This is a genomic window from Haloplanus salinarum, assembly GCF_009762275.1.
Taxonomy (GTDB): Archaea; Halobacteriota; Halobacteria; order Halobacteriales; family Haloferacaceae; genus Haloplanus; species Haloplanus salinarum.
Genome location: NZ_CP034345.1, coordinates 2423758 through 2441575 on the forward strand (window position 1 = coordinate 2423758; position 17818 = coordinate 2441575).

Genomic DNA, 17818 nt, shown 5'->3' on the forward strand with positions numbered 1-17818 from the left:
AAGGCCTGCGTCACGGGCCAGCACTTACGTCCTCGGCGCGGCGAGCCGTGCGTATGCGACTGTTCGTCAGCGTCGACGTGGCCCCGCTGGCCGACGGGATCGCGAACGCCCAGGATCGCCTGCCCGACGCCGGGAGTCTCCGCTTCGTCGACCCCGAGAACGCCCACGTGACCCTCGAGTTCCTCGGCGAGGTTACCCCCGACCGTCGGGACGCCCTCGAATCCGCCCTCGCCACCGCCGTCGACGACGCGGCCGTGGACCCCTTCGAACTGACCCTCGGCGGCTACGGCGTCTTCCCCTCGCTCGATTACATCAGCGTCGTCTGGACCGGCGTCCGCCGGGGCGGCCCGGAACTCACCCGCCTCCACGAGGCGGTCGAACGCGAGACGACGGCCCTGGGGTTCGATCCCGCCGACCACGACTTCACGCCCCACGTCACCCTCGCCCGGATGGACGACGCCCGCGGGAAGGCAGCCGTCCAGCGGGTCGTCGCGGACGCCAACCCGGACGTCGGCTCCGTCGAGGTGTGCGAGGTCCGTCTCACGGAGAGTACGCTCACCGACGACGGCCCCGTCTACGAGACGGTCGGTCGGTACCCGCTGTAGCCGCGCCCGATCGATTCCGTATCGCGATATGAGATTTATCAGGAACTGTCGGCTCCGGTAGATCCCGTCCGGGGCCACCCGTTCTTCGCCCGACCCACACCCCGGCCGATCGGACTCGATACCGGCGCACGCCGACCACGCTCCTTTCGTTCGATCCCTCGCGGGCCGTGGGAGAACGACCGCATGCGCGACGTCCGGAGTCGCCCTGAAGCCACCTCGTCCCCGGGTCGCCCACGGGATTCCTTTCCCCGCTCACCGGTGTCTCCGGGGCGAGCGTCCCGGGTGGACGGCACCGCTGTCGTTCGCGGATGGATTCGAACCACGAGGACTTCCGTCCTCTGGGCTCGAACCTCCCACCCGCTCGCTGTCGTTCGCGGATGGATTCGAACCACGAGGACTTCCGTCCTCTGGGCTCGAACCTCCCATCCGCTCGCTGTCGTTCGCGGATGGTTTCGAACCACGGTCGTTTCACTCCCTGATTCGAATCCACGCCAGCCACTTCACCGGCGCGCTCGTCGGCGTGGGATCGGGTGGATTCGAACTACCGTTCGACGTGAAACGCCGGCGAGCACGGCGATTTCCCGGTGCTGCACGCGCCCCCTCTGTTTTCACGCCGCCGGCCGCCGAAGGCCCGTTCGGGGGATGGGGTCACGGTCGCACCGTCCATCAATCGCATATCGCGATATCGAACGGTCCCACGGTGTGCCCCGACCAACGCCCGAAAGAACAAGATTTTATGCGGCGACTGGGTAGACAGGGGCACTATGGGTAAGAAATCGAAGGCGAAGAAGAAGCGACTCGCCAAACTGGAGAACCAGAACAGCCGCGTCCCCGCGTGGGTCATGCTCAAGACGGACCGGCAGGTCACCCGCAACCCGAAGCGCCGCAACTGGCGCCGGAACGATACGGACGAATAGATGAGCGCCAACGACTTCGAGGAGCGCGTCGTCACCGTCCCGCTCCGCGACGCACGGGCGGAGCCGTCGAACGAGCGTGCCGACCGGGCGATGACCATCGTCCGCGAACACCTCGCTACGCACTTCAAGGTCGACGAGAGCGAGGTCCGTCTCGATCCGGACATCAACGAGGCGATCTGGGCCCAGGGCCGGAACAACCCGCCCAGCAAGCTCCGCGTTCGCGCCGCTCGCTTCGTCGAGGACGGCGAACCGATCGTCGAAGCAGAGACCGCAGAATAACGTGTTACGCGCCTCCTTCGCCGGATCGTCGTACGTCGGGGTGTTCGCCCGCGCGACCAACGACTGTCTGCTGGTGCGTCCGGACGCCGACGCGGACACCGTGGCCGACATCGCGGCCGAACTCGACGTCGATCCCGTGTCGACCACGGTCGGCGGCTCCGGAACCGTCGGCGCCCTCGCCGTCGGCAACGAGCACGGGCTCCTCGTCTCCGGTCGGGCGACGGACCGCGAGATTTCGACCATCGAGGACGAGACCGGACTCGACGTGACCGAACTTCCGGGACGCATCAACGCCGCCGGCAACGTCGTTCTCGCGAACGACTACGGCGCGTACGTCCACCCGGACCTGAGCCGGGAGGCCATCCGGACGGTCAAGGACGCCCTCGACGTGCCCGTCGAGCGCGGCGACCTGGCGGACGTCCGCACCGTCGGTACCGCCGCCGTCGCGACCAACGAGGGGGTGCTCTGCCACCCGAAATCGCGCGAGCCGGAACTGGAGGCGCTCGAAGACTGTCTCGACGTGCGGGCCGACATCGGCACCGTGAACTACGGCGCCCCCCTCGTCGGCTCCGGACTCGTCGCCACCGACGCGGGCTACGTCGTCGGCACGGACACCACGGGCCCGGAGCTCGGCCGCATCGAGGAGACGCTCGGCTACATCGAGCGCCAGTAGGAAGATACTTCCCGCTTCCTCACGACCCTTCGGTACATGAGCGAATTCGTCGTCAGCGGACGCTTTCAGGACCGAACCGGCTACCGACAGTTCGAGAAGTCGGTAGAGGCCACCAACGAGAACGTCGCGCGCGAGCACACCCTCGCCCAGCTCGGGAGCGAGCACGGCCTCAAGCGCACGCAGGTCGAGATCGAGGGGGTGACCGCGGCATGATGGGTGGCGGTCAGCAGCAACTCCAGCAGCTCACCCAGGAGATCGAGGCCATCGACGAGGAGATCGCGGAGCTGGAAGCCGAGATCGAATCGCTTCGCACCCGCCAAAGCGAGATCGACGAGGCGGTCGAGGCCATCGAGACCCTCGACACCGGCTCGACGGTGCAGGTCCCCCTCGGCGGCGGCGCCTACCTCCGTGCCGAGGTCCAGGACATCGACGAAGTGATCGTCGATCTCGGCGGCGGTTACGCGGCCGAACAGCCCCAGGGCGACGCCATCGACGCCCTCGAACGCAAGCGGGACGTGCTCGACGACCGCGTCGACGACGTCGAGGACGAGATCTCGGAGCTCGAATCCGAGAGCCAGGAGCTCGAACAGCAGGCCCAGCAGATGCAACAGCAGATGCAACAACAGCAGATGCAGCAGCTCCAACAAGAGCAGGGCGACGACGAGTAGCGGCCGATGTTCGACGGACTGAAAGACAAGCTGGATACCTTCCGGAGCGACGTCGAGGAGAGTGCCGAGGACGCCGATCCGGAGGCGGAACCGGACGGGGAGGCCGAGACGGATTCGGCGGACGACGCCGACACCGCCGACGAGACGGACGCGCCCGACGAGGCCGACGCCGACTCGCCCGGTCGCCTCCAGCGGGCCAAGGCCTTCGCCACCGGTAAGGTCGTCCTCGAGGAGGAGGACCTGGAGGATCCCCTCTGGAACCTCGAGATGGCGCTGCTGGAGAGCGACGTCGAGATGGGCGTCGCGGAGGCCATCCTGGATCAGATCCGGTCGAACCTGATCGGCGAGACCAAATCCCAGATGGCGAGCACGGGTGACCTCGTCGAGGACGCCCTTCGGGACGCCCTGCTCGAGGTCATCAGCGTCGGCCAGTTCGACTTCGACGAGCGCATCGCGCAGGCGGAGAAGCCGGTGACCATCGTCTTCACCGGCGTCAACGGCGTCGGCAAGACCACCACCATCGCCAAACTGGCTCGCTATCTGGAGGAGCGCGGGTACTCCACGGTGCTCGCGAACGGCGACACGTACCGTGCGGGGGCCAACGAGCAGATCCGGGAACACGCCGAGGCGCTCGACAAGCGCTTGATCACCCACGAACAGGGCGGCGATCCCGCCGCCGTCGTCTACGACGGCGTCGAGTACGCGGAGGCCAACGACGTGGACGTCGTCCTCGGCGACACCGCCGGGCGCCTCCACACCTCCAGCGACCTGATGGCCCAGTTGGAGAAGATCGACCGCGTCGTCGACCCCGACCTCACCCTGTTCGTCGACGAGGCGGTCGCCGGCCAGGACGCCGTCGAACGCGCCCAGCAGTTCGACGAGGCGGCCGAAATCGACGGCGCCGTGCTGACGAAGGCGGACGCCGACTCCCAGGGCGGGGCCGCCATCTCCGTCGCCTACGTGACCGGCAAGCCCGTCCTCTTTCTCGGCACCGGGCAGGGGTACGACGACCTCGAACGGTTCGATCCCGAAGCGCTGGTCGACGACCTCCTCGGGGCGTAAGCGACACGCCTACCTCCGTTCGCCGCGAACGAACGACCATGAGCACGGTCGCCGGAGTCGCCTGCCCCGCCGGAGTCGTCCTCGCCGGTGACCGCGTCGTCGCGAGCGGGGGCCGCATCCGGAGTCGGTCGCGTCGGCACGTCCTCGAATTCGACCGCGTCGGCGCCGCCGTGGTCTGCGGGGACGTTCCCGCGGTCGCCGACCGTCTCGACGCCGAGATCCGATCCTACCGCACGGAGCGCGGTCGCCTCCGGATCGACGCCGTCGCCCGCCTCGTCGCCGACGTCGCCACCGAGTTCGACGCCTCCGTACTCGTCACCGCCCCCGACGACGCGGGCGTCCCGCGCCTCCGATCGATCGATCCCGACGGCGGCGTCACCGAGGAGTCGCTGGCGGCGCTGGGGAGCGGCGCGGCCCTCGCCCTCGGCGTCCTCGAAGCCGGTCACGATCCCGAGGCGTCGCTCGACGACGCTGCGGCGCTCGCCCGCGACGCCCTCGCGGCCGCCGCCGAGCGCGACCCCGGAACCGGGACCGACGTCGATACCTACCGTCTCCCGGCGTGACGGCACTCACGCCGGCGGCGACGACGGGTACCGGTCGACGAGTTCGCTCTCGTGATGGCGGTCCTGCAGATGTTCGCGCAGGCAGTCGTGGGTCGTACTCGTGGTCGCGGACCGGACGAACGGCCGTCTCGGCCGTGTGGAACCGTATTCGGGCGTGAGCGAACGCGTCTCGCCCTCTGCCACCAGAGCTATGCGCGCCGATCCCCATCGTTCACTCATGTCGGGAGAGCGCGGGCCGTCGGCCCCGGCGGGGACCGGAACCGACGGCGACGCGGGGAGTGACGGGGGGAGCGACGGCGACGCCGACGCCGACGAGGCGGGCGTCCTCGGCTCCTGGAGCCGGACCGAGATGGTCTTCGCCGTGTTGCTCGTCGTCGCCGTCGCCGGCACGGCCGCCCTCTTCGTCGCGCCGGGCGGCGACACGACCACCGCGGACACGGATGACGGTGGCGCTGCCGCCGTGACCGTGACCGCGACGCCGACGCCCTCGTCGACCGGTTCGACGTCGCCGAACGTCACCATGCGCGTCCGCTCGGTCGAGTCCTGCGGGTCGCGGTGTCGGACGGTCACCATCGGGCTGTCGAACGAGGGGACGGATACGGCCCGCGACGTCCGCGTTGCCACCCGAATCACCACCGGTGACCGCCTCGTCTGGGAGGGGAGCTCCGACGTCGGGCGACTGGACGCCGGGGAGACGGTCACACGGACCCGGACGGTCCGGGTCGGCTACGCCGACGCCGTACGGATCAAGGCCAACGACGGCCGCATCCGGATCGAGACGACGGTCCGGACGGCGAACGCCACCCGGACGTTCACCGAACGACGGACGGTCGCCTGACCGCCCGCCGGCGGTGTTTCGAAATCCTTTTGCCCGTAATCCACTTCGTCGGAACTGCGCCGCCTTAGCTCAGACTGGGAGAGCACTCGACTGAAGATCGAGCTGTCCCCCGTTCAAATCGGGGAGGCGGCATATTCTGAACCCGTGAGCGTAGCGAGCAGGTGAAGAAACGACGCCGAGCCGATTTGAGCACGGAAGCCGCGCGCAGCGGAGCGAGCACGTCTTCCGGAGTTCAAATCGGGGAGGCGGCATATTCCCACTTTTCGCTGCGTCGGGTTTCCTCGCGAGCCTTCGGCTCGCTGCGGGAACCACGCCTTGCAAAAACGTGGGGAAAACCCCTGCTGGCTCACTCCGTTCGCCAGTAGTGAAACCGCTCGGAGTGGCCGTCCCGTTCGAGGGGGACGTCCAGCATCGACACGTCGCCGACGAGTCTACAGATGAGCAAGGCGAGTGCCTCGGGGCTTGACCCCGAGGCGGTTCACGCTCGCCGTCCCTCGAACAGCGCCTGTAGGTCGTCCCGGAGGTAGACGATGTCGTCGTAGCGGTCGGCTTTGTCCTTGGCCAGTGCGGTCAGCAGGACGTCGTCGAGCGCCGAGGGGACGTCCGCCACCTCGCTCGGTGGCGTCGGCGTCTCGTCGAGGACGGCACGCATCACGCGCGTCGATTCGCCCTCGAACGGCGGCCGGCCGGTAAAGAGTTCGTAGTAGACGGCGCCGAGTTGGTAGATGTCGGTGATGTCGTCGGTCGTCCCGTAGGACCGGTCGAACTGTTCGGGTGCGGCGTATCCCGGCGAGAGCCCCTCCACGCTCTGGGAGTGCTCGAGCAGGTGTTTCGAGAGTCCCCAGTCGGCGACCTTCGGCACGTCCCAGGCGCCCGCCACTTCGCGAAAGAGGACGTTCGCCGGCTTCAGATCGAGGTGGGCGACTCCCCGACGGTGGGCGTGACGTACGCCCTTCGTGATCGCCACGGCCGTCCAGAGCGCCTGATCGAAACCGAGGGAGCCCGCCCGTCCCCCGAGGTGACCGGCGTCCATATACTCCATGGCGATCCAGGGCAGTGGCTCGGCGCCGTAGTCGACGACGCCGACGACGTAGTCGTGGTCGTCGAGTTTGTCCCACGTCTCCGCTTCGTCGAGCATCCGTTCGACGGCGTCGGCGTGGAGCGTCCCCTGCATCCGCGGGCGCTTGATCGCGAGCGTCACGTTACCCTCGGGCGTTGGCAGTGTCGCCTTCGTCACGTCGGCGTTGCCCCCGCCGCCGATCGGCTCCTCGTCGGTCAGCGCGTCGTAGTCGACGCGTACGTCGGGCGCCCGCGGGGCCGAGTCGGGCGGTTGGTTCGCGCTTCCGGCCACGCTCTCGCTTTCCTCTCTCCCGCCGCTCACGCTCGGTGACTGCCCGAGCCGATCGCCCGCCTGCGATTCGGCGTCGCGCCCCGGTTCGGGGGTCGACGCCGACCCTCGCGGTCCGCTGCCGGCCCGTTCGGGCCCCGACGCCGACGGGTCCTCGCCCCCCCGGCGCCGCGCACGGTAGACCCCGACGCCGAACCCGAGGCCGAGGCTCGCGACGGCGACGACGACGGCGTAGAGGGCGACCGTCTCGGGATCGGGGCCGACGCGCGCCATCTGTAGCGGGGCGTCGACGGTCGGGACAGCCGGCACGTGGGAGACGACGCCCGGCTCGGTGACCGGCGTTCGCATCCGTTTACCCTCCGACCGTGAGGCCGAGCAGATATCCGGTGACCAGCCCCAACACGCCGATCAGCCCCCAGATGGTGACGGCCACCGACGTCTCGATTCCGACGCTTCCTTGCAACGCGACGCTGATCGGCATCTCACTTCCCGTGGGATCGGTTTCCACATAAAGTTGGGTCACTGCCGGGATGCCGTCGTCGGCGCCGATCCGCGGACTGGCTGGTCGGTCTCCCCGTCCCGAGACTGAAATCGGCATCTAAGCCTCTGATGGATTTATGTTACAAGCGGCGGTACGTTGGGATGCCGACGCCCTCCGGACGTTCCCCGTGTGCCGGTGGCGTCGGTCCCCGCAACGCGTCTCCCCGACCCGACCGACGCTTCGCGCCGGCCTCGCCCCGAGTTCCCCGACCGGGGTCCCGGCCGGTCGCGGCTGCTGCCACTTTTTGATATCACTCCCGACCGTCGCGGATCGCCGCCACGTCGTCTGGCGATCCGACGACGACGTCCCCCACGATGGTTCGCTTGAGTGCCGCCGTCGCCGCCCCTTGGCGAAGCGCCTCTTTCACGTTCGCGCCGCGCCGTCGCCCGGCGAGGAACCCGCCGACAAACGCGTCGTGGACGCCGGCCGGGTCGCGGGTCTCCCCCTCGAACGGCGGCACCTCGTATATCTCCTCGCCGTGGAGGCCGACCGTCGGGTGACGGTCCTCCTCGCGGGTGACGACAACCGTCGTGCAGTCGTATCGCGTCCGGAGAGTGTGGGCCGCGGGCACGACGTCGCCGTCGAGGCCGAAGACCGCCTCGGCGTCCGCCTCGTCGATCACCAGCACGTCCACGGCGTCGAGGAGGTGGTCGTACAGGTCGCGGGCCCGGTCGGCCTCCAGTCCCGTCGCCTCGAAGCGGGTGTCGAAGGCCCGCGTCGTGTCCGCCTCGCCCGCGACCGAGAGGAGCGTCGCCGTCGTCTCCAAGAGCGCCTCCGAGCGGGCGGGCGTGGCCCCGCTGACGAACAGGGTGTCGGCCTCCCGGACCACCCCGAGCGGGAGGTCCTCGGCGGTGGCCGTGGCGACGGCCGCGCCCTCGCGGTCGGACACCGACCGCGCCCCGGCCGCCCCGCCGCGCTCGACGAACGCCGTCGACGCCCGCCCCGACTCCGCCCAGACGACGCCCGTCCGGACGCCGTGGCGGCGCAGTTCGCCGACGATCCGCCGCCCGAGCGGGGTGTCCGGGAGCTTCGACAGCCACGCGGCGTCGAGGCCGAGCGTCGCCGCCGCGACGGCGACGTTGCTCTCCGGGCCGCCGACGTGGGCGGCGAAGTCGCCGGCCGTCTCGATGCGTTCGCCCCGTGGCGGCGAGAACCGAAGGGTGGCGTCGCCGACGGTGACCAGATCCGTCACGGACGTGTTTCGACCGACCGGCGCAAAAAGCTGTGCCCCGGGCGTCGCTCACTCGGCGCGTCTGCCGCCGTGCCCCGGATAGTCACGCTCGAAGCGGTCGGTGATCTCGTCGTGGTCGAACGAAACGACGACCGGCCGCCCGTGCGGGCAGGCGAAGGGGTTCTCGCAGTCGTCGAGTGCGTCGAGCAGGTCCACGACCGACCCCTCCGTGAGCGACGTGTTGCCCGTGATCGACGGGTAGCAGGCGAGGTCGGCGAGCAGCGAGTCGGCCACGGCGTCGACGGTCCCAGTCGACCCCTCCTCCGAGGCGAACCCCGTCAGCACGTCCCGCAGCAGCGACGGGTCGAGCGCCGCGTCGAACACCGTCGGGACCGTCCGCACCTCGACGGTGCGATCCCCCGTCCGCTCCGCGTGGAAGCCGAGGGTCGCAAGCGCCTCCCGGAAGCGGTCGAACAGTTCGCCCTCCCGTGCCGTGAGCTCGATTTCGACCGGTTCGGCGAGCGCCTGCGTCGGCGTCTCACCCTTCATCTCGGCGCGCAGGCGCTCGTAGTTCACCCGCTCGTCGGCCGCGTGCTGGTCGATCAGGGCCAGGCCGTCGGCCGTCTCCGCGACTAGGTACGTGTCGTCGTACTGTCCGAGGACGCACATTGCGGGCAGGCGCTCGAAGTCGCGGTCCGGCGCCGCCCGGTCGCCGTCGAGCGTCCGCTGCTCGCTCGGCGGACGGATCCCGCCGGCGTGCCACGGGCCGTCGGCGTCCGCGTCGCGGTCGGCCGCCGGATCGGCGGGGTCGCTGGCCGTTCCCTCGACACCGTCGCCACCGACGGGTTCCGGCGTCACCTCCTCGCTCCCGCCGGTCCCGACCGCGCCGTCCGCCGTCGCCTCGTCGAGGGTCGACGCTCGGGTCGTCCCGTCCGAGCGGGTGTCGCTCCCCACGTCGTCGGACCCGCGCTCGTCCGCCGGTTCGGTCCCCGTCGGGACGGCGGCGGTCCCCGCGTCGCAGTCGGGCGTCGGGCTCGTGTCCCGGTCGGATCCGTCGTCGGAGTCCGAGTCGGCACCGGCGTGGGAATCGGAATCGGAATCGGGGGCCGCCTCCCCCCCGGCCACCTCCCGATCCGGCGACGACGGGTCGATTTCGGTCTCCGCGGGCGCCGAGCGCCCACGCGGGGCCGCCGTCCGGACCAGCCCCTCCTCAAGCAGCGCCTCGCGGACGGCCGCCGTCACCGCCTCGCGGACGGCCGCCTCGTCGTCGAACCGCACCTCCATCTTTCGGGGGTGGACGTTCACGTCAACGGCGTCGGGCGGCACCTCGACGAAGAGGACGGCGAAGGGGTAGCGGTCGGTCGCCAGTTGGCCGCCGTAGGCGTCGAGGACGGCCTCGCGGAGCGTCCCCGCGGTGACGTAGCGGCCGTTGACGAACGTCGAGAGGTACTCCCGGCCCGCCCGCGTCGTCTCGGGGTGGCTCACGAGCCCCGACACCGATTCGACGGGGCCCGACGGGTCGGCGCCGGGTTCCGGTCGCCCCCCGTCGACCTCGATCATCGACGACGCCACCTCGCGGCCGTAGACCGCGAGGACGGTCGATTCGAGGTCGCCCGCACCCTCGGTGGCGAACACCTCGCGGCCGTCGTGTTCGAGCGTCGTCGCCACGTCGGGGTTGGCGAGGGCGTACTGGGTCACCACGCGGTTGACGTGGTCGAACTCCGTCGTCTCGGTCTTGAGGAACTTCCGCCGGGCCGGCGTGTTGTAGAACAGGTCCGCGACCTCGACGACCGTTCCCGGCGGACAGCCCGAGGGGGTGACCTCGCCGGCCGTCCCGCCCTCGACGGTGAGTTCGTGCCCGCGCCCGCCCGACCGGGGGCGCGACCGGATCGTCAGCCGCGACACCGCGCCGATGGTGTGGAGCGCCTCACCGCGGAACCCCAGCGTGCCCACTTGGTCGAGGTCGTCGCCCCCCGTGATCTTGCTGGTCGTGTGCTCCTCGACCGCCCGCTCCAAGTCCGCGGCGGTCATGCCGACCCCGTCGTCGCGGACGCGGATCCCCTCGACGCCCCCGCCCTCGACGGCGACGGTCACGCGCGAGGCGTCGGCGTCGAGACTGTTCTCGAGCAGTTCCTTCACGACGCTCGCCGGACGCTCGACCACCTCGCCGGCGGCGATGCGTCGGACCGTCGCGTCGTCCAGTGCGTGGATGGTCGGCGTCTCGCTCACGCTCGATAGCTCGGGAGGAAGGATCATCAACGCCACGGTGCCGCCCGTGGCGGTTCGACGCCGCTATTCGACGTCGAGGACGTCGATCTCGAAGGTCAGCGTCTCGCCGGCCAGCGGATGTTCGAAGTCCACGCTGACGGTGTCGGCGCTCACGTCGACGACGGTGCCGACCGCACCACCCTGTGCGCGAACCTGCAGCCCCTCGGCGGGCTCCTGGCCGACCATCTCCTCGAACTGCGCGGGCTCGAACTCGCGGACGCTGTCGCCGTCGGCCTCGCCGTAGGCCTCCTCCGGCGGGACCGTGATGGTCTCGGAGTCGCCCGCTTCGAGGCCGAGCAGTCCCTGCTCCATCCCCTCGATGAGGTTGCCCTCCCCGACCTCGACGGTGAGCGGTTCGAACTCGCGGTCGGGCTGCTCGTCGAGGAGGCCGGCCTCCTCGGCGACCGATTCGTCGGTGGTGTCGAAGACCGTCCCGTCGTCGAGACGGCCGGTGTACGTGATGGTGACCGAATCGCCGGTAGAAATCGTCATGCTCGATCCAGTGCCGTGGGACCCATAAGGGCTTGGTATCACTCCGCGGGATCGTATCCCTCGTAGATACGGTCCATCCGTGCGGCCATCACGAAGTCCGTCTTGTGGAGGCCGTCGATCTTGTGGGTCCACATCTCCACCTCGACTTCGCCCCACGCGAGCGCGAGGTCGGGGTGGTGCCACTCCTCCTCGGCGAGTTCACCGATCTCGTAGGTGAACTCCAGGGCGTCCCTGAAGTCCTCGAACTCGTAGTGGGCGTGTAGGTGGTGGTCGTCGACGACCTCCCACACGTCCGTCCGGAGGTCGTCCAGATACGACTCGTACTCCTCGCTCGTCAGGGGTTCGTCGTCGCTGGTGCAGGCTTCACACGGCTCGTCCGCGAGTGAGGACATGGACGTTCGTAGGGGCGCCGATGGTTTGTACGTTCGGCTCCGCCCCGACTCACACTGTTCACTGTACGTCGTTGCCGGTGGTTCGCCAGGACAGTCCGGCGAACCACCGGGACACAGTTACAATAATCCGTATCAGGCCTCGTCGTCGGCCATCGCGCCGAACGTCTCCGTCGCGTCCGCGGGCACGTCGAAGTCGTGGTAATGTTCGCCCTTCTCCTTGCTCAGGATGTTCAGCGCCGCCGCCGCGCCGTCGCCCGCCGCGATGACCGCCTGCCACTCCTCGGCCCGGACCATCGCGCCCGTCGCGTAGGCGTCGGCGACGCTCGTCTCCATCTCCACCCCGACCTCGATCACGCCGTCGTCGTCCGTCGCACAGCCGAGGTCCCCGGCGAGGCTCCGGTCGGCTCCCGTCGCCAGAACGAGGTAGTCCGCCTCGTGTTCCTCCCCGTCGGCCGTCACGGTGAAGCCCCCGTCGCCGTCCTCGACGTCGGTCACTTCCGCGCCCTGCTGCCGGTCGACGCCGAAGTCGTCGGCCTGCTGTCGCGCGACGCCCATGAACTCCGATCCACCGATGGAACCGATCCCGGGGTAGTTGAACAGGTGGGCCTTGTGCATCCAGGTCTCGTCGGTGTCGAACACCGTCGTGTCGAGGCCGTTCTTCGCCGTGAACAGTGCCGCACTCAGGCCGGCGGGACCGCCGCCGACGACGATGACTGACGCCATACCTCCCATGTCATCGCCCCGACTGAAATAGATGTCTCAACTGGCACTCGCCTCCGAGTCCGAACCGCCCCGTCCGGCGACCGAAGCGACGGCGCTACGCCCCGTCGTCCATCGCTCCGTGTGGCGTGAGCGTCACGCGCACCACCTCGCTCGCCGCGGGGTACTCGTGGCCGTCGTCTACGTCGCTGAGACGGCGCACGACGCCGTCCTCGTCCGCGCCCTGCGTCGGGCGCTCCTGTGCGGGCGCCTGGTCCGGTCCCTCTCCCGGGGGGCCGTTGGGTTCGGTCCCCGCGTCCCAGAGGTCGATGGCGGCGGTCACGTCGCCCTCGACCGGGGTGCCGTCGGCGGGCCACAGCGCGATACCCGACGCTCCCGGCGCGACGAACACGTCGTTCGACGGCACGAACATGCTCGCCAGGGAGAGCCGGCGTCCGGGCCGGGCCTCGACGTCGAACTCGAAGGCACCGCCGGGTGCGACCGGCGGCGCGCCGGGCACCTCGCCGGTGGGGTCGTTCGGGTCCGCGACGGTGTCGTCCGGCGTGTACGCCCCCGCGGCGACGGCGCCCATGCTCCCCGTCCGCTCCCGGAGTTCGCCCAGGAGACCGGTCTCGCCCTCGAAGCCGGTCGGTGGCCCGGCCTCGGCCAGCGCTTCGAGGCCGACCGACGCCGGTTCGCCTGGGGTGAAGACGGGGTTCTCGCCCGTGTGGACCGCGAAGACCCCCGGCGTGAGCCAGACGGCCCCGCCCGTCGGCGTCTCCGCGCCGTAGACGTCCGTCGGGGCGACGTTCGCCACCCGGACGGTGACGGTGACCGACTCCATCCCCTCGTCCATCGAATCGGTCTCCGTCGTCCCTCCGTCCATGGGATCGGACGCGGACTCGGTCGTTTCGCCGTCCATGGATTCGGTTTCCGTGCTCCCGCCACCGCCGTCGCCGCCGCTACACCCGGCGAGCGCCGCGATGGTCGTGCTTCCCGCGACCGCGAGGAATCGTCGTCGTGACGCGTGGTTCGACATCACGTCCGACACGCCGACCGGGGATCGAAAGTAGATTTTTCAAGGTGCGTCGTAGATGAATCCAAAGGCCGTCTAGAATCCGTCACAACTGGCTGGGCAGTGGCCCGTGGCGGCCGTCACCGCCGGGCGTCCGTTCCGCCCCGTCAGTCGCCGTCGTCGAGTCGGTCCTGCCACTCGCGGACCCGCGTCATGAGGTCGACCGGCGACGTCTCCGCGACGCTCGTCTCCCGCAGTTCCGCGAGGACCGTCTCAGTGGTCGGATCGAGCGTCGCCGCGTCGTCCGCCGCCGCCGTCCCGTCGGTCCGGAAGTCGCCGGATCCGAGGTCGAAGACGGCCTGCGTGGTCCCCCCGTCGCCCGTCCCGGCCCCGCGGGCCTCGATGGCCCGGTCCTCGCGCAGGCGGTCGAGCACGTCCCGGGATCGGTCGACGACCGGAGCGGGCACGCCCGCCAGTTCCGCGACGTGGACGCCGTAGCTCCGGTCGGTCGGCCCCTCCTCGACCGTCCGGAGGAACGTGATGTCGCCGTCCTCGTCGTCGTCGCCCGCGACGGCGACGTGGACGTTCTCGACCCGCGGGAGGTGGTCGGCGAGCGCCGTCAGTTCGTGGTAGTGGGTGGCGAAGAGGCACTTACAGCCCACCTCGTTGTGGATATACTCCGTCGTCGCCCACGCGATGGAGATGCCGTCGTAGGTCGCCGTCCCACGGCCCACCTCGTCGAGGACGACCAGCGACTCCTCGGTCGCCGAGTGGAGGATGTTGCTCAACTCCTCCATCTCGACCATGAAGGTCGACCGGCCGCCCGCGAGTTCGTCGAGGGCGCCGACGCGGGTGTAGATGCCGTCGACGACGCCCACCGTCGCGGTCCGCGCGGGGACGAAACTCCCCGCCTGCGCCAGCAGGACGATCAGCGCCGCCTGGCGCATGTACGTCGACTTGCCGCTCATGTTCGGCCCGGTGACGAGCAGGAACCCGCGGTCCGAATCGAGGTGGAGGTCGTTGGGGACGAAGTCGGTCGTCGTCTCGACGACCGGGTGGCGGCCGGCCTCGACGACGAGCGGCCCGGGTTCGACCACCTCGGGGCGCGTCCAGTCCTGGCTCGCCGCGTGGGTCGCGAGCGAGGCGAGGGCGTCCACCGTCGCCAGCATCCGCCCCACGTCCTGCAGGAGTTCGGCGTGGCCCGCCACCCGGTCGCGGAGTTCGCCGAAGAGTTCGTACTCTAGGTCGCCGCGGGCCTCCTCCAGTCGCAACACCTCGCGTTCCCGCTCGGCCAACTCGTCGGTGGTGTACCGCTTCGAGTTCTTGAGCGTCTTGATCTCCCGATACTCCTCGGGGACGGCATCGGTTTCCGAGTTCCCCACCTGGATGTAGTAGCCGTCGGTCTTGTTGCGGTCGACCTGCAGGTGGGTGATCCCGGTCCGGGCCTTCTCGCGGTCGGCGAGACCGTCGAGCCATCCTCGGGCCTCCTCGTACCGGTCGATCAGGTCGTCGAGTTCGTCGTCGTAGCCGCGGCGAAAGAGGCCGCCCTCGGTGACCGTCCCCGGCGGGTCGGGCGCGAGCGCGGCGTCGAGTTCCGCCCGGAGCGACGCCGCAGTCTCCCGATCCGGGCGATCGACGATCCCCGGCAGCGGCGACTCCGCGAGCCGGGAGTCCGCGACTGCGTCGGCGAGCGCGGGGAGGGTATCGAGGGTGTCCCGGATCGAGAGCAGGTCCGTCGCGTCCGCGCTCCCGCTCGTCGCCCGCGCCGCCAGGCGTTCGAGGTCGTAGGCGTCGTCCAGCACCTCCCGAACCCGGTCACGGGCGAGCGCCGCCTCGGCGAACGCCGCCACGCTGTCGAGCCGTCTGTCGATCACGTCCCGGTCGCGCCGGGGCCGGGTGAGCCACTCCCGGAGGCGACGCCCGCCGGCGCTCGTGACCGTGTGATCGACCGTCGCCAGGAGCGACCCCTCGCGCTCCCCGTGCATCGTCTCCGTGAGTTCGAGGTTGCGCTGTGTCGTCGCGTCCAGGTCGAGGTGGTCGCCGGTGTCGTAGGTTCCCAGCCGCGTCAGCGCGTCGAGGACGCCCACCCCCGTCTCGTCGACGTACGCGAGGACGGCGCCCGCGGCGGCGACGCCCGCCCGATCCGTCAGGCCGACGCTGTCGAGGACGCCCTCCCCGAAGTGCTCGCGCAGTCGCCGGTCGGCCCGCCCCGGGGCGAACGCCGCGTCGTCGTACTCGATCACCGGGGCGTCGGTCCCCACCCCGTTCGGGAGGGAGTCGTCGTCGCGGACGGTCGGCCCCGGCAACACCTCCGCGGGGTCGAACCGGTGGAGTTCGGCACGCACCTCCGCGGCCGCGTCCGTCGTCGTCACGAGGAACTCGCCCGTCGTCACGTCAGCGAGCGCGAGCCCGTAGCGGCCGTCGACGGCGACGACGGCCGCCAGGAACCGAGCGGTGGGATCCGTCGTCTCCAGCAGCGTTCCGGGGGTGACGACCCGCGTTATCTCGCGGGCGTGGCCGTCATCGGTCTCGTACTGGTCGGCGACGGCGACGCGGTAGCCACGCTCGACGAGCGCCTTCAGGTAGGGCGTGAGGTCGTCGACCGGCACTCCCGCCATCGGATACGTCGAGCCGTGCGAGGACTTCTCCGAGACTTTCAGGTCGAGTTCGTCCCCGACGAACTCCGCGTCCTCCGCGAAGAACTCGTAGAAGTCGCCACACTGCATCGCCAGCAGGTCGGCGTCGGTCTCCGCCTTCAGGGCGAGGAACTCCCCGACGATACCATCGGCGGTCATACTCCCACCCGGGCCGTCGTCGGGTAAAACGCTGTGGGTCCGGGGCGCTACGCGTCGACGGCGTCCAGCAGCGTGAACACGCGCTCGCCCAGCCGTTCGGGCGTCTCGGCGACGACCTTCACGATGGCCTCTTTGCCGACGGCACCCCGGTCGAGGACGGCGACCGGTGTCGGTTCGTCGGCGTCGACGGTGCCGAACGCCCGCCGGGCGCCCCAGCCCATCGTCCCGCTCGCGTCCGCGGGTTCGGCGTCGCGGTCGTACTCAGTCACCGGCCCGTCCAGCTCGCCCGTCGCCGCCTCGATTTCGTCGTCGAACCGGCAGTTGACGGCAAAGCGGAGATCGGGGTCGAACTCGCGGGCCGCCAGCAGGAACCGGGCGACGTGACTCGACGCGCCGAGCCTGACGCCGCGGTTCGGCGCGGCGCCCGAGAGCGTGCGCGTGATCCGCCCCTCGACGGCGGCCGTCTCGCCGACCCGCTCGGCGTACTCCGTAGCCCCAACGACGTTCATGCCCACCTCCGGGACGAGCCGCGAGACGTCCCGGTCGACGAAGGCCTCGACGACTTCCGCCACGTCCGTAATCGTCCGGTGGCGGTCGGCCGCCTCGCGGAGCGCGGCGAGGTGGTGGACCGATCCCGGTCCCTCGCCCACATCGAGGCCGTACCGGACCGCTCGCTCCATGAACGCCGTCGCCGCCTCGACGGCGTAGCCGAGCGTCTCGCCGTGGGCGAGGTGCGCGGCGACCGCACTCGACAGCGTACAGCCCGAGCCGTGGGTGGCGTCGGTGTCGATCCGCGGGTGTTCGAACCGCCGAACCGTCGGCTCCCCGTCCGGGAGCGTGCTGACGAGCGTGTCCGTCACCGTCCCGCCGTCGCCGACGTGCCCGCCTTTCACGAGCGCCGCGTCGGCGCCCATCGACACCAGTTCCTCGCCGGCCTCGCGGACGCGCTCGCGATCCGTCGGCTCGACGCCCGTCAGCACCGCCGCCTCGTCGGCGTTCGGCGTGACGAGTGTCGCCTCGCCGATCAGCGACTCGTAGGCCGCCTCGGCGTCCGGATCGAGCAGGCGGTCGCCGCTCGCGGCGACCATCACCGGGTCGACGACCGCCGGCGCGTCGGCGTCGGCCACCCGCTCGGCCACCAGGTCGATCACCGGTTCGGTCGCCAGCATCCCCGTCTTCACCGCCCCGAGGTCGAAGTCCGTGGCGACGGCGTCGTACTGGGCGTCGATCTCCGCGACGGGCAGGACGTGCGAGCGCTCGACGCCGAGGGTGTTCTGGGCCGTCACCGCGGTGACGACCGAGGTGGCGAAGACGCCGTGGGCCTCCATGGTTTTCAGGTCCGCCTGGATGCCCGCGCCGCCGCCCGAGTCGCTCCCGGCGACGGTGAGCGCGACCGGCGACGAGACGGGCGCGCGACGGCGCGTCATCGGTTCCCTCCGTGCGTGCTCGCCGGATGCTCCCGAAGCGGCTCCGTACCGAGTGTCGGTGCCAT

General features: G+C 70.5%; 19 protein-coding genes and 1 tRNA gene. 10 read left to right on the forward strand and 10 right to left on the reverse strand.

The genetic code is table 11. The annotated features are described in order from the left end of the window. Nucleotides 1–53 precede the first annotated feature (53 nt). The 10 genes from thpR to EI982_RS13905 all read left to right on the forward strand — a co-directional run bounded on the left by thpR (nt 54) and on the right by EI982_RS13905 (nt 5737). Nucleotides 54–605: an RNA 2',3'-cyclic phosphodiesterase gene (gene thpR / locus EI982_RS13860; RefSeq protein WP_157690255.1), complete on the forward strand. Its 552-nt coding sequence runs from the start codon at nt 54–56 to the stop codon at nt 603–605. Between the two features lie 764 nt (nt 606–1369). Further along, nucleotides 1370–1522 (forward strand): 50S ribosomal protein L39e, encoded by a 153-nt coding sequence (locus EI982_RS13865; RefSeq protein WP_049937522.1) that lies wholly within the window; start codon nt 1370–1372, stop codon nt 1520–1522. Next, nucleotides 1523–1801, forward strand: a complete 279-nt coding sequence (locus tag EI982_RS13870; RefSeq protein ID WP_157690256.1) for a 50S ribosomal protein L31e — start codon at nt 1523–1525, stop codon at nt 1799–1801. 1 nt (nt 1802) lies between these two features. Beyond that, the gene (locus EI982_RS13875) at nt 1803–2474 is read left to right on the forward strand and encodes a translation initiation factor IF-6 (RefSeq protein WP_157690257.1); all 672 of its coding nucleotides are present in this window, start codon (nt 1803–1805) and stop codon (nt 2472–2474) included. A 36-nt stretch (nt 2475–2510) separates the two neighbouring features. Then, nucleotides 2511–2687 carry a 50S ribosomal protein L18Ae gene (rpl18a, locus tag EI982_RS13880; protein WP_157690258.1) on the forward strand — a complete coding sequence of 59 codons (177 nt, stop codon included), beginning with the start codon at nt 2511–2513 and terminating at the stop codon, nt 2685–2687. Beyond that, entirely contained in the window at nt 2687–3142 is a 456-nt protein-coding gene (pfdA, locus tag EI982_RS13885) for a prefoldin subunit alpha (protein WP_157690259.1), read from the forward strand. Before rpl18a ends, pfdA begins: the two co-directional genes overlap by 1 nt. Before the next feature lie 6 nt (nt 3143–3148). After that, nucleotides 3149–4204, forward strand: a complete 1056-nt coding sequence (ftsY, locus tag EI982_RS13890) for a signal recognition particle-docking protein FtsY (RefSeq protein WP_157690260.1) — start codon at nt 3149–3151, stop codon at nt 4202–4204. A 38-nt stretch (nt 4205–4242) separates the two neighbouring features. Further along, complete coding sequence (locus EI982_RS13895) at nt 4243–4767, forward strand: Ntn hydrolase family protein (RefSeq protein WP_157690261.1); 525 nt, start codon at nt 4243–4245, stop codon at nt 4765–4767. A 217-nt stretch (nt 4768–4984) separates the two neighbouring features. Next, nucleotides 4985–5605: a hypothetical protein gene (locus tag EI982_RS13900; RefSeq protein ID WP_157690262.1), complete on the forward strand. Its 621-nt coding sequence runs from the start codon at nt 4985–4987 to the stop codon at nt 5603–5605. Nucleotides 5606–5663: 58 nt separating this feature from the next. Then, nucleotides 5664–5737: transfer RNA gene (locus EI982_RS13905), tRNA-Phe, on the forward strand. Nucleotides 5738–6083: 346 nt separating this feature from the next. Here the strand turns inward: EI982_RS13905 and EI982_RS13910 are convergent. The 10 genes from EI982_RS13910 to thiD all read right to left on the reverse strand — a co-directional run bounded on the left by EI982_RS13910 (nt 6084) and on the right by thiD (nt 17753). Beyond that, nucleotides 6084–7301, reverse strand: a complete 1218-nt coding sequence (locus EI982_RS13910) for a serine/threonine-protein kinase (protein WP_199243641.1) — start codon at nt 7299–7301, stop codon at nt 6084–6086. A gap of 4 nt (nt 7302–7305) precedes the next feature. Then, nucleotides 7306–7434 (reverse strand): hypothetical protein, encoded by a 129-nt coding sequence (locus tag EI982_RS18945; protein ID WP_257627859.1) that lies wholly within the window; start codon nt 7432–7434, stop codon nt 7306–7308. Nucleotides 7435–7744: 310 nt separating this feature from the next. Further along, nucleotides 7745–8686 carry a sugar kinase gene (locus EI982_RS13915; RefSeq protein WP_157690263.1) on the reverse strand — a complete coding sequence of 314 codons (942 nt, stop codon included), beginning with the start codon at nt 8684–8686 and terminating at the stop codon, nt 7745–7747. Nucleotides 8687–8734: 48 nt separating this feature from the next. Continuing rightward, nucleotides 8735–10921 carry a DNA mismatch repair endonuclease MutL gene (gene mutL / locus EI982_RS13920; protein WP_157690264.1) on the reverse strand — a complete coding sequence of 729 codons (2187 nt, stop codon included), beginning with the start codon at nt 10919–10921 and terminating at the stop codon, nt 8735–8737. A gap of 36 nt (nt 10922–10957) precedes the next feature. After that, nucleotides 10958–11425 carry an FKBP-type peptidyl-prolyl cis-trans isomerase gene (locus EI982_RS13925; protein ID WP_157690265.1) on the reverse strand — a complete coding sequence of 156 codons (468 nt, stop codon included), beginning with the start codon at nt 11423–11425 and terminating at the stop codon, nt 10958–10960. A gap of 38 nt (nt 11426–11463) precedes the next feature. Next, nucleotides 11464–11817: a 4a-hydroxytetrahydrobiopterin dehydratase gene (locus EI982_RS13930; RefSeq protein ID WP_157690266.1), complete on the reverse strand. Its 354-nt coding sequence runs from the start codon at nt 11815–11817 to the stop codon at nt 11464–11466. A 132-nt stretch (nt 11818–11949) separates the two neighbouring features. Further along, complete coding sequence (locus EI982_RS13935; protein ID WP_157690267.1) at nt 11950–12540, reverse strand: NAD(P)/FAD-dependent oxidoreductase; 591 nt, start codon at nt 12538–12540, stop codon at nt 11950–11952. 94 nt (nt 12541–12634) lie between these two features. After that, nucleotides 12635–13555, reverse strand: a complete 921-nt coding sequence (locus EI982_RS13940; protein ID WP_157690268.1) for a spondin domain-containing protein — start codon at nt 13553–13555, stop codon at nt 12635–12637. Nucleotides 13556–13698: 143 nt separating this feature from the next. After that, nucleotides 13699–16326 (reverse strand): DNA mismatch repair protein MutS, encoded by a 2628-nt coding sequence (gene mutS / locus EI982_RS13945; protein ID WP_157690269.1) that lies wholly within the window; start codon nt 16324–16326, stop codon nt 13699–13701. 47 nt (nt 16327–16373) lie between these two features. After that, nucleotides 16374–17753 (reverse strand): bifunctional hydroxymethylpyrimidine kinase/phosphomethylpyrimidine kinase, encoded by a 1380-nt coding sequence (gene thiD / locus EI982_RS13950; protein WP_157690270.1) that lies wholly within the window; start codon nt 17751–17753, stop codon nt 16374–16376. Nucleotides 17754–17818 lie beyond the last annotated feature (65 nt).

Excerpts from the sequence above, each read along its gene's own strand:
- thpR (WP_157690255.1), top strand. The coding sequence starts at position 54 with ATGCGACTGTTCGTCAGCGTCGACGTGGCCCCGCTGGCCGACGGGATC.
- EI982_RS13895 (WP_157690261.1), top strand. The coding sequence starts at position 4,243 with ATGAGCACGGTCGCCGGAGTCGCCTGCCCCGCCGGAGTCGTCCTCGCC.
- mutL (WP_157690264.1), bottom strand. The coding sequence starts at position 10,921 with ATGATCCTTCCTCCCGAGCTATCGAGCGTGAGCGAGACGCCGACCATC.
- EI982_RS13910 (WP_199243641.1), bottom strand. The coding sequence starts at position 7,301 with ATGCGAACGCCGGTCACCGAGCCGGGCGTCGTCTCCCACGTGCCGGCT.
- rpl18a (WP_157690258.1), top strand. The coding sequence starts at position 2,511 with ATGAGCGAATTCGTCGTCAGCGGACGCTTTCAGGACCGAACCGGCTAC.
- pfdA (WP_157690259.1), top strand. The coding sequence starts at position 2,687 with ATGGGTGGCGGTCAGCAGCAACTCCAGCAGCTCACCCAGGAGATCGAG.
- EI982_RS13925 (WP_157690265.1), bottom strand. The coding sequence starts at position 11,425 with ATGACGATTTCTACCGGCGATTCGGTCACCATCACGTACACCGGCCGT.
- mutS (WP_157690269.1), bottom strand. The coding sequence starts at position 16,326 with ATGACCGCCGATGGTATCGTCGGGGAGTTCCTCGCCCTGAAGGCGGAG.
- EI982_RS13900 (WP_157690262.1), top strand. The coding sequence starts at position 4,985 with ATGTCGGGAGAGCGCGGGCCGTCGGCCCCGGCGGGGACCGGAACCGAC.
- EI982_RS13935 (WP_157690267.1), bottom strand. The coding sequence starts at position 12,540 with ATGGCGTCAGTCATCGTCGTCGGCGGCGGTCCCGCCGGCCTGAGTGCG.
- EI982_RS13865 (WP_049937522.1), top strand. The coding sequence starts at position 1,370 with ATGGGTAAGAAATCGAAGGCGAAGAAGAAGCGACTCGCCAAACTGGAG.
- ftsY (WP_157690260.1), top strand. The coding sequence starts at position 3,149 with ATGTTCGACGGACTGAAAGACAAGCTGGATACCTTCCGGAGCGACGTC.
- EI982_RS18945 (WP_257627859.1), bottom strand. The coding sequence starts at position 7,434 with ATGCCGATCAGCGTCGCGTTGCAAGGAAGCGTCGGAATCGAGACGTCG.
- EI982_RS13930 (WP_157690266.1), bottom strand. The coding sequence starts at position 11,817 with ATGTCCTCACTCGCGGACGAGCCGTGTGAAGCCTGCACCAGCGACGAC.
- EI982_RS13940 (WP_157690268.1), bottom strand. The coding sequence starts at position 13,555 with ATGTCGAACCACGCGTCACGACGACGATTCCTCGCGGTCGCGGGAAGC.
- thiD (WP_157690270.1), bottom strand. The coding sequence starts at position 17,753 with ATGACGCGCCGTCGCGCGCCCGTCTCGTCGCCGGTCGCGCTCACCGTC.
- EI982_RS13870 (WP_157690256.1), top strand. The coding sequence starts at position 1,523 with ATGAGCGCCAACGACTTCGAGGAGCGCGTCGTCACCGTCCCGCTCCGC.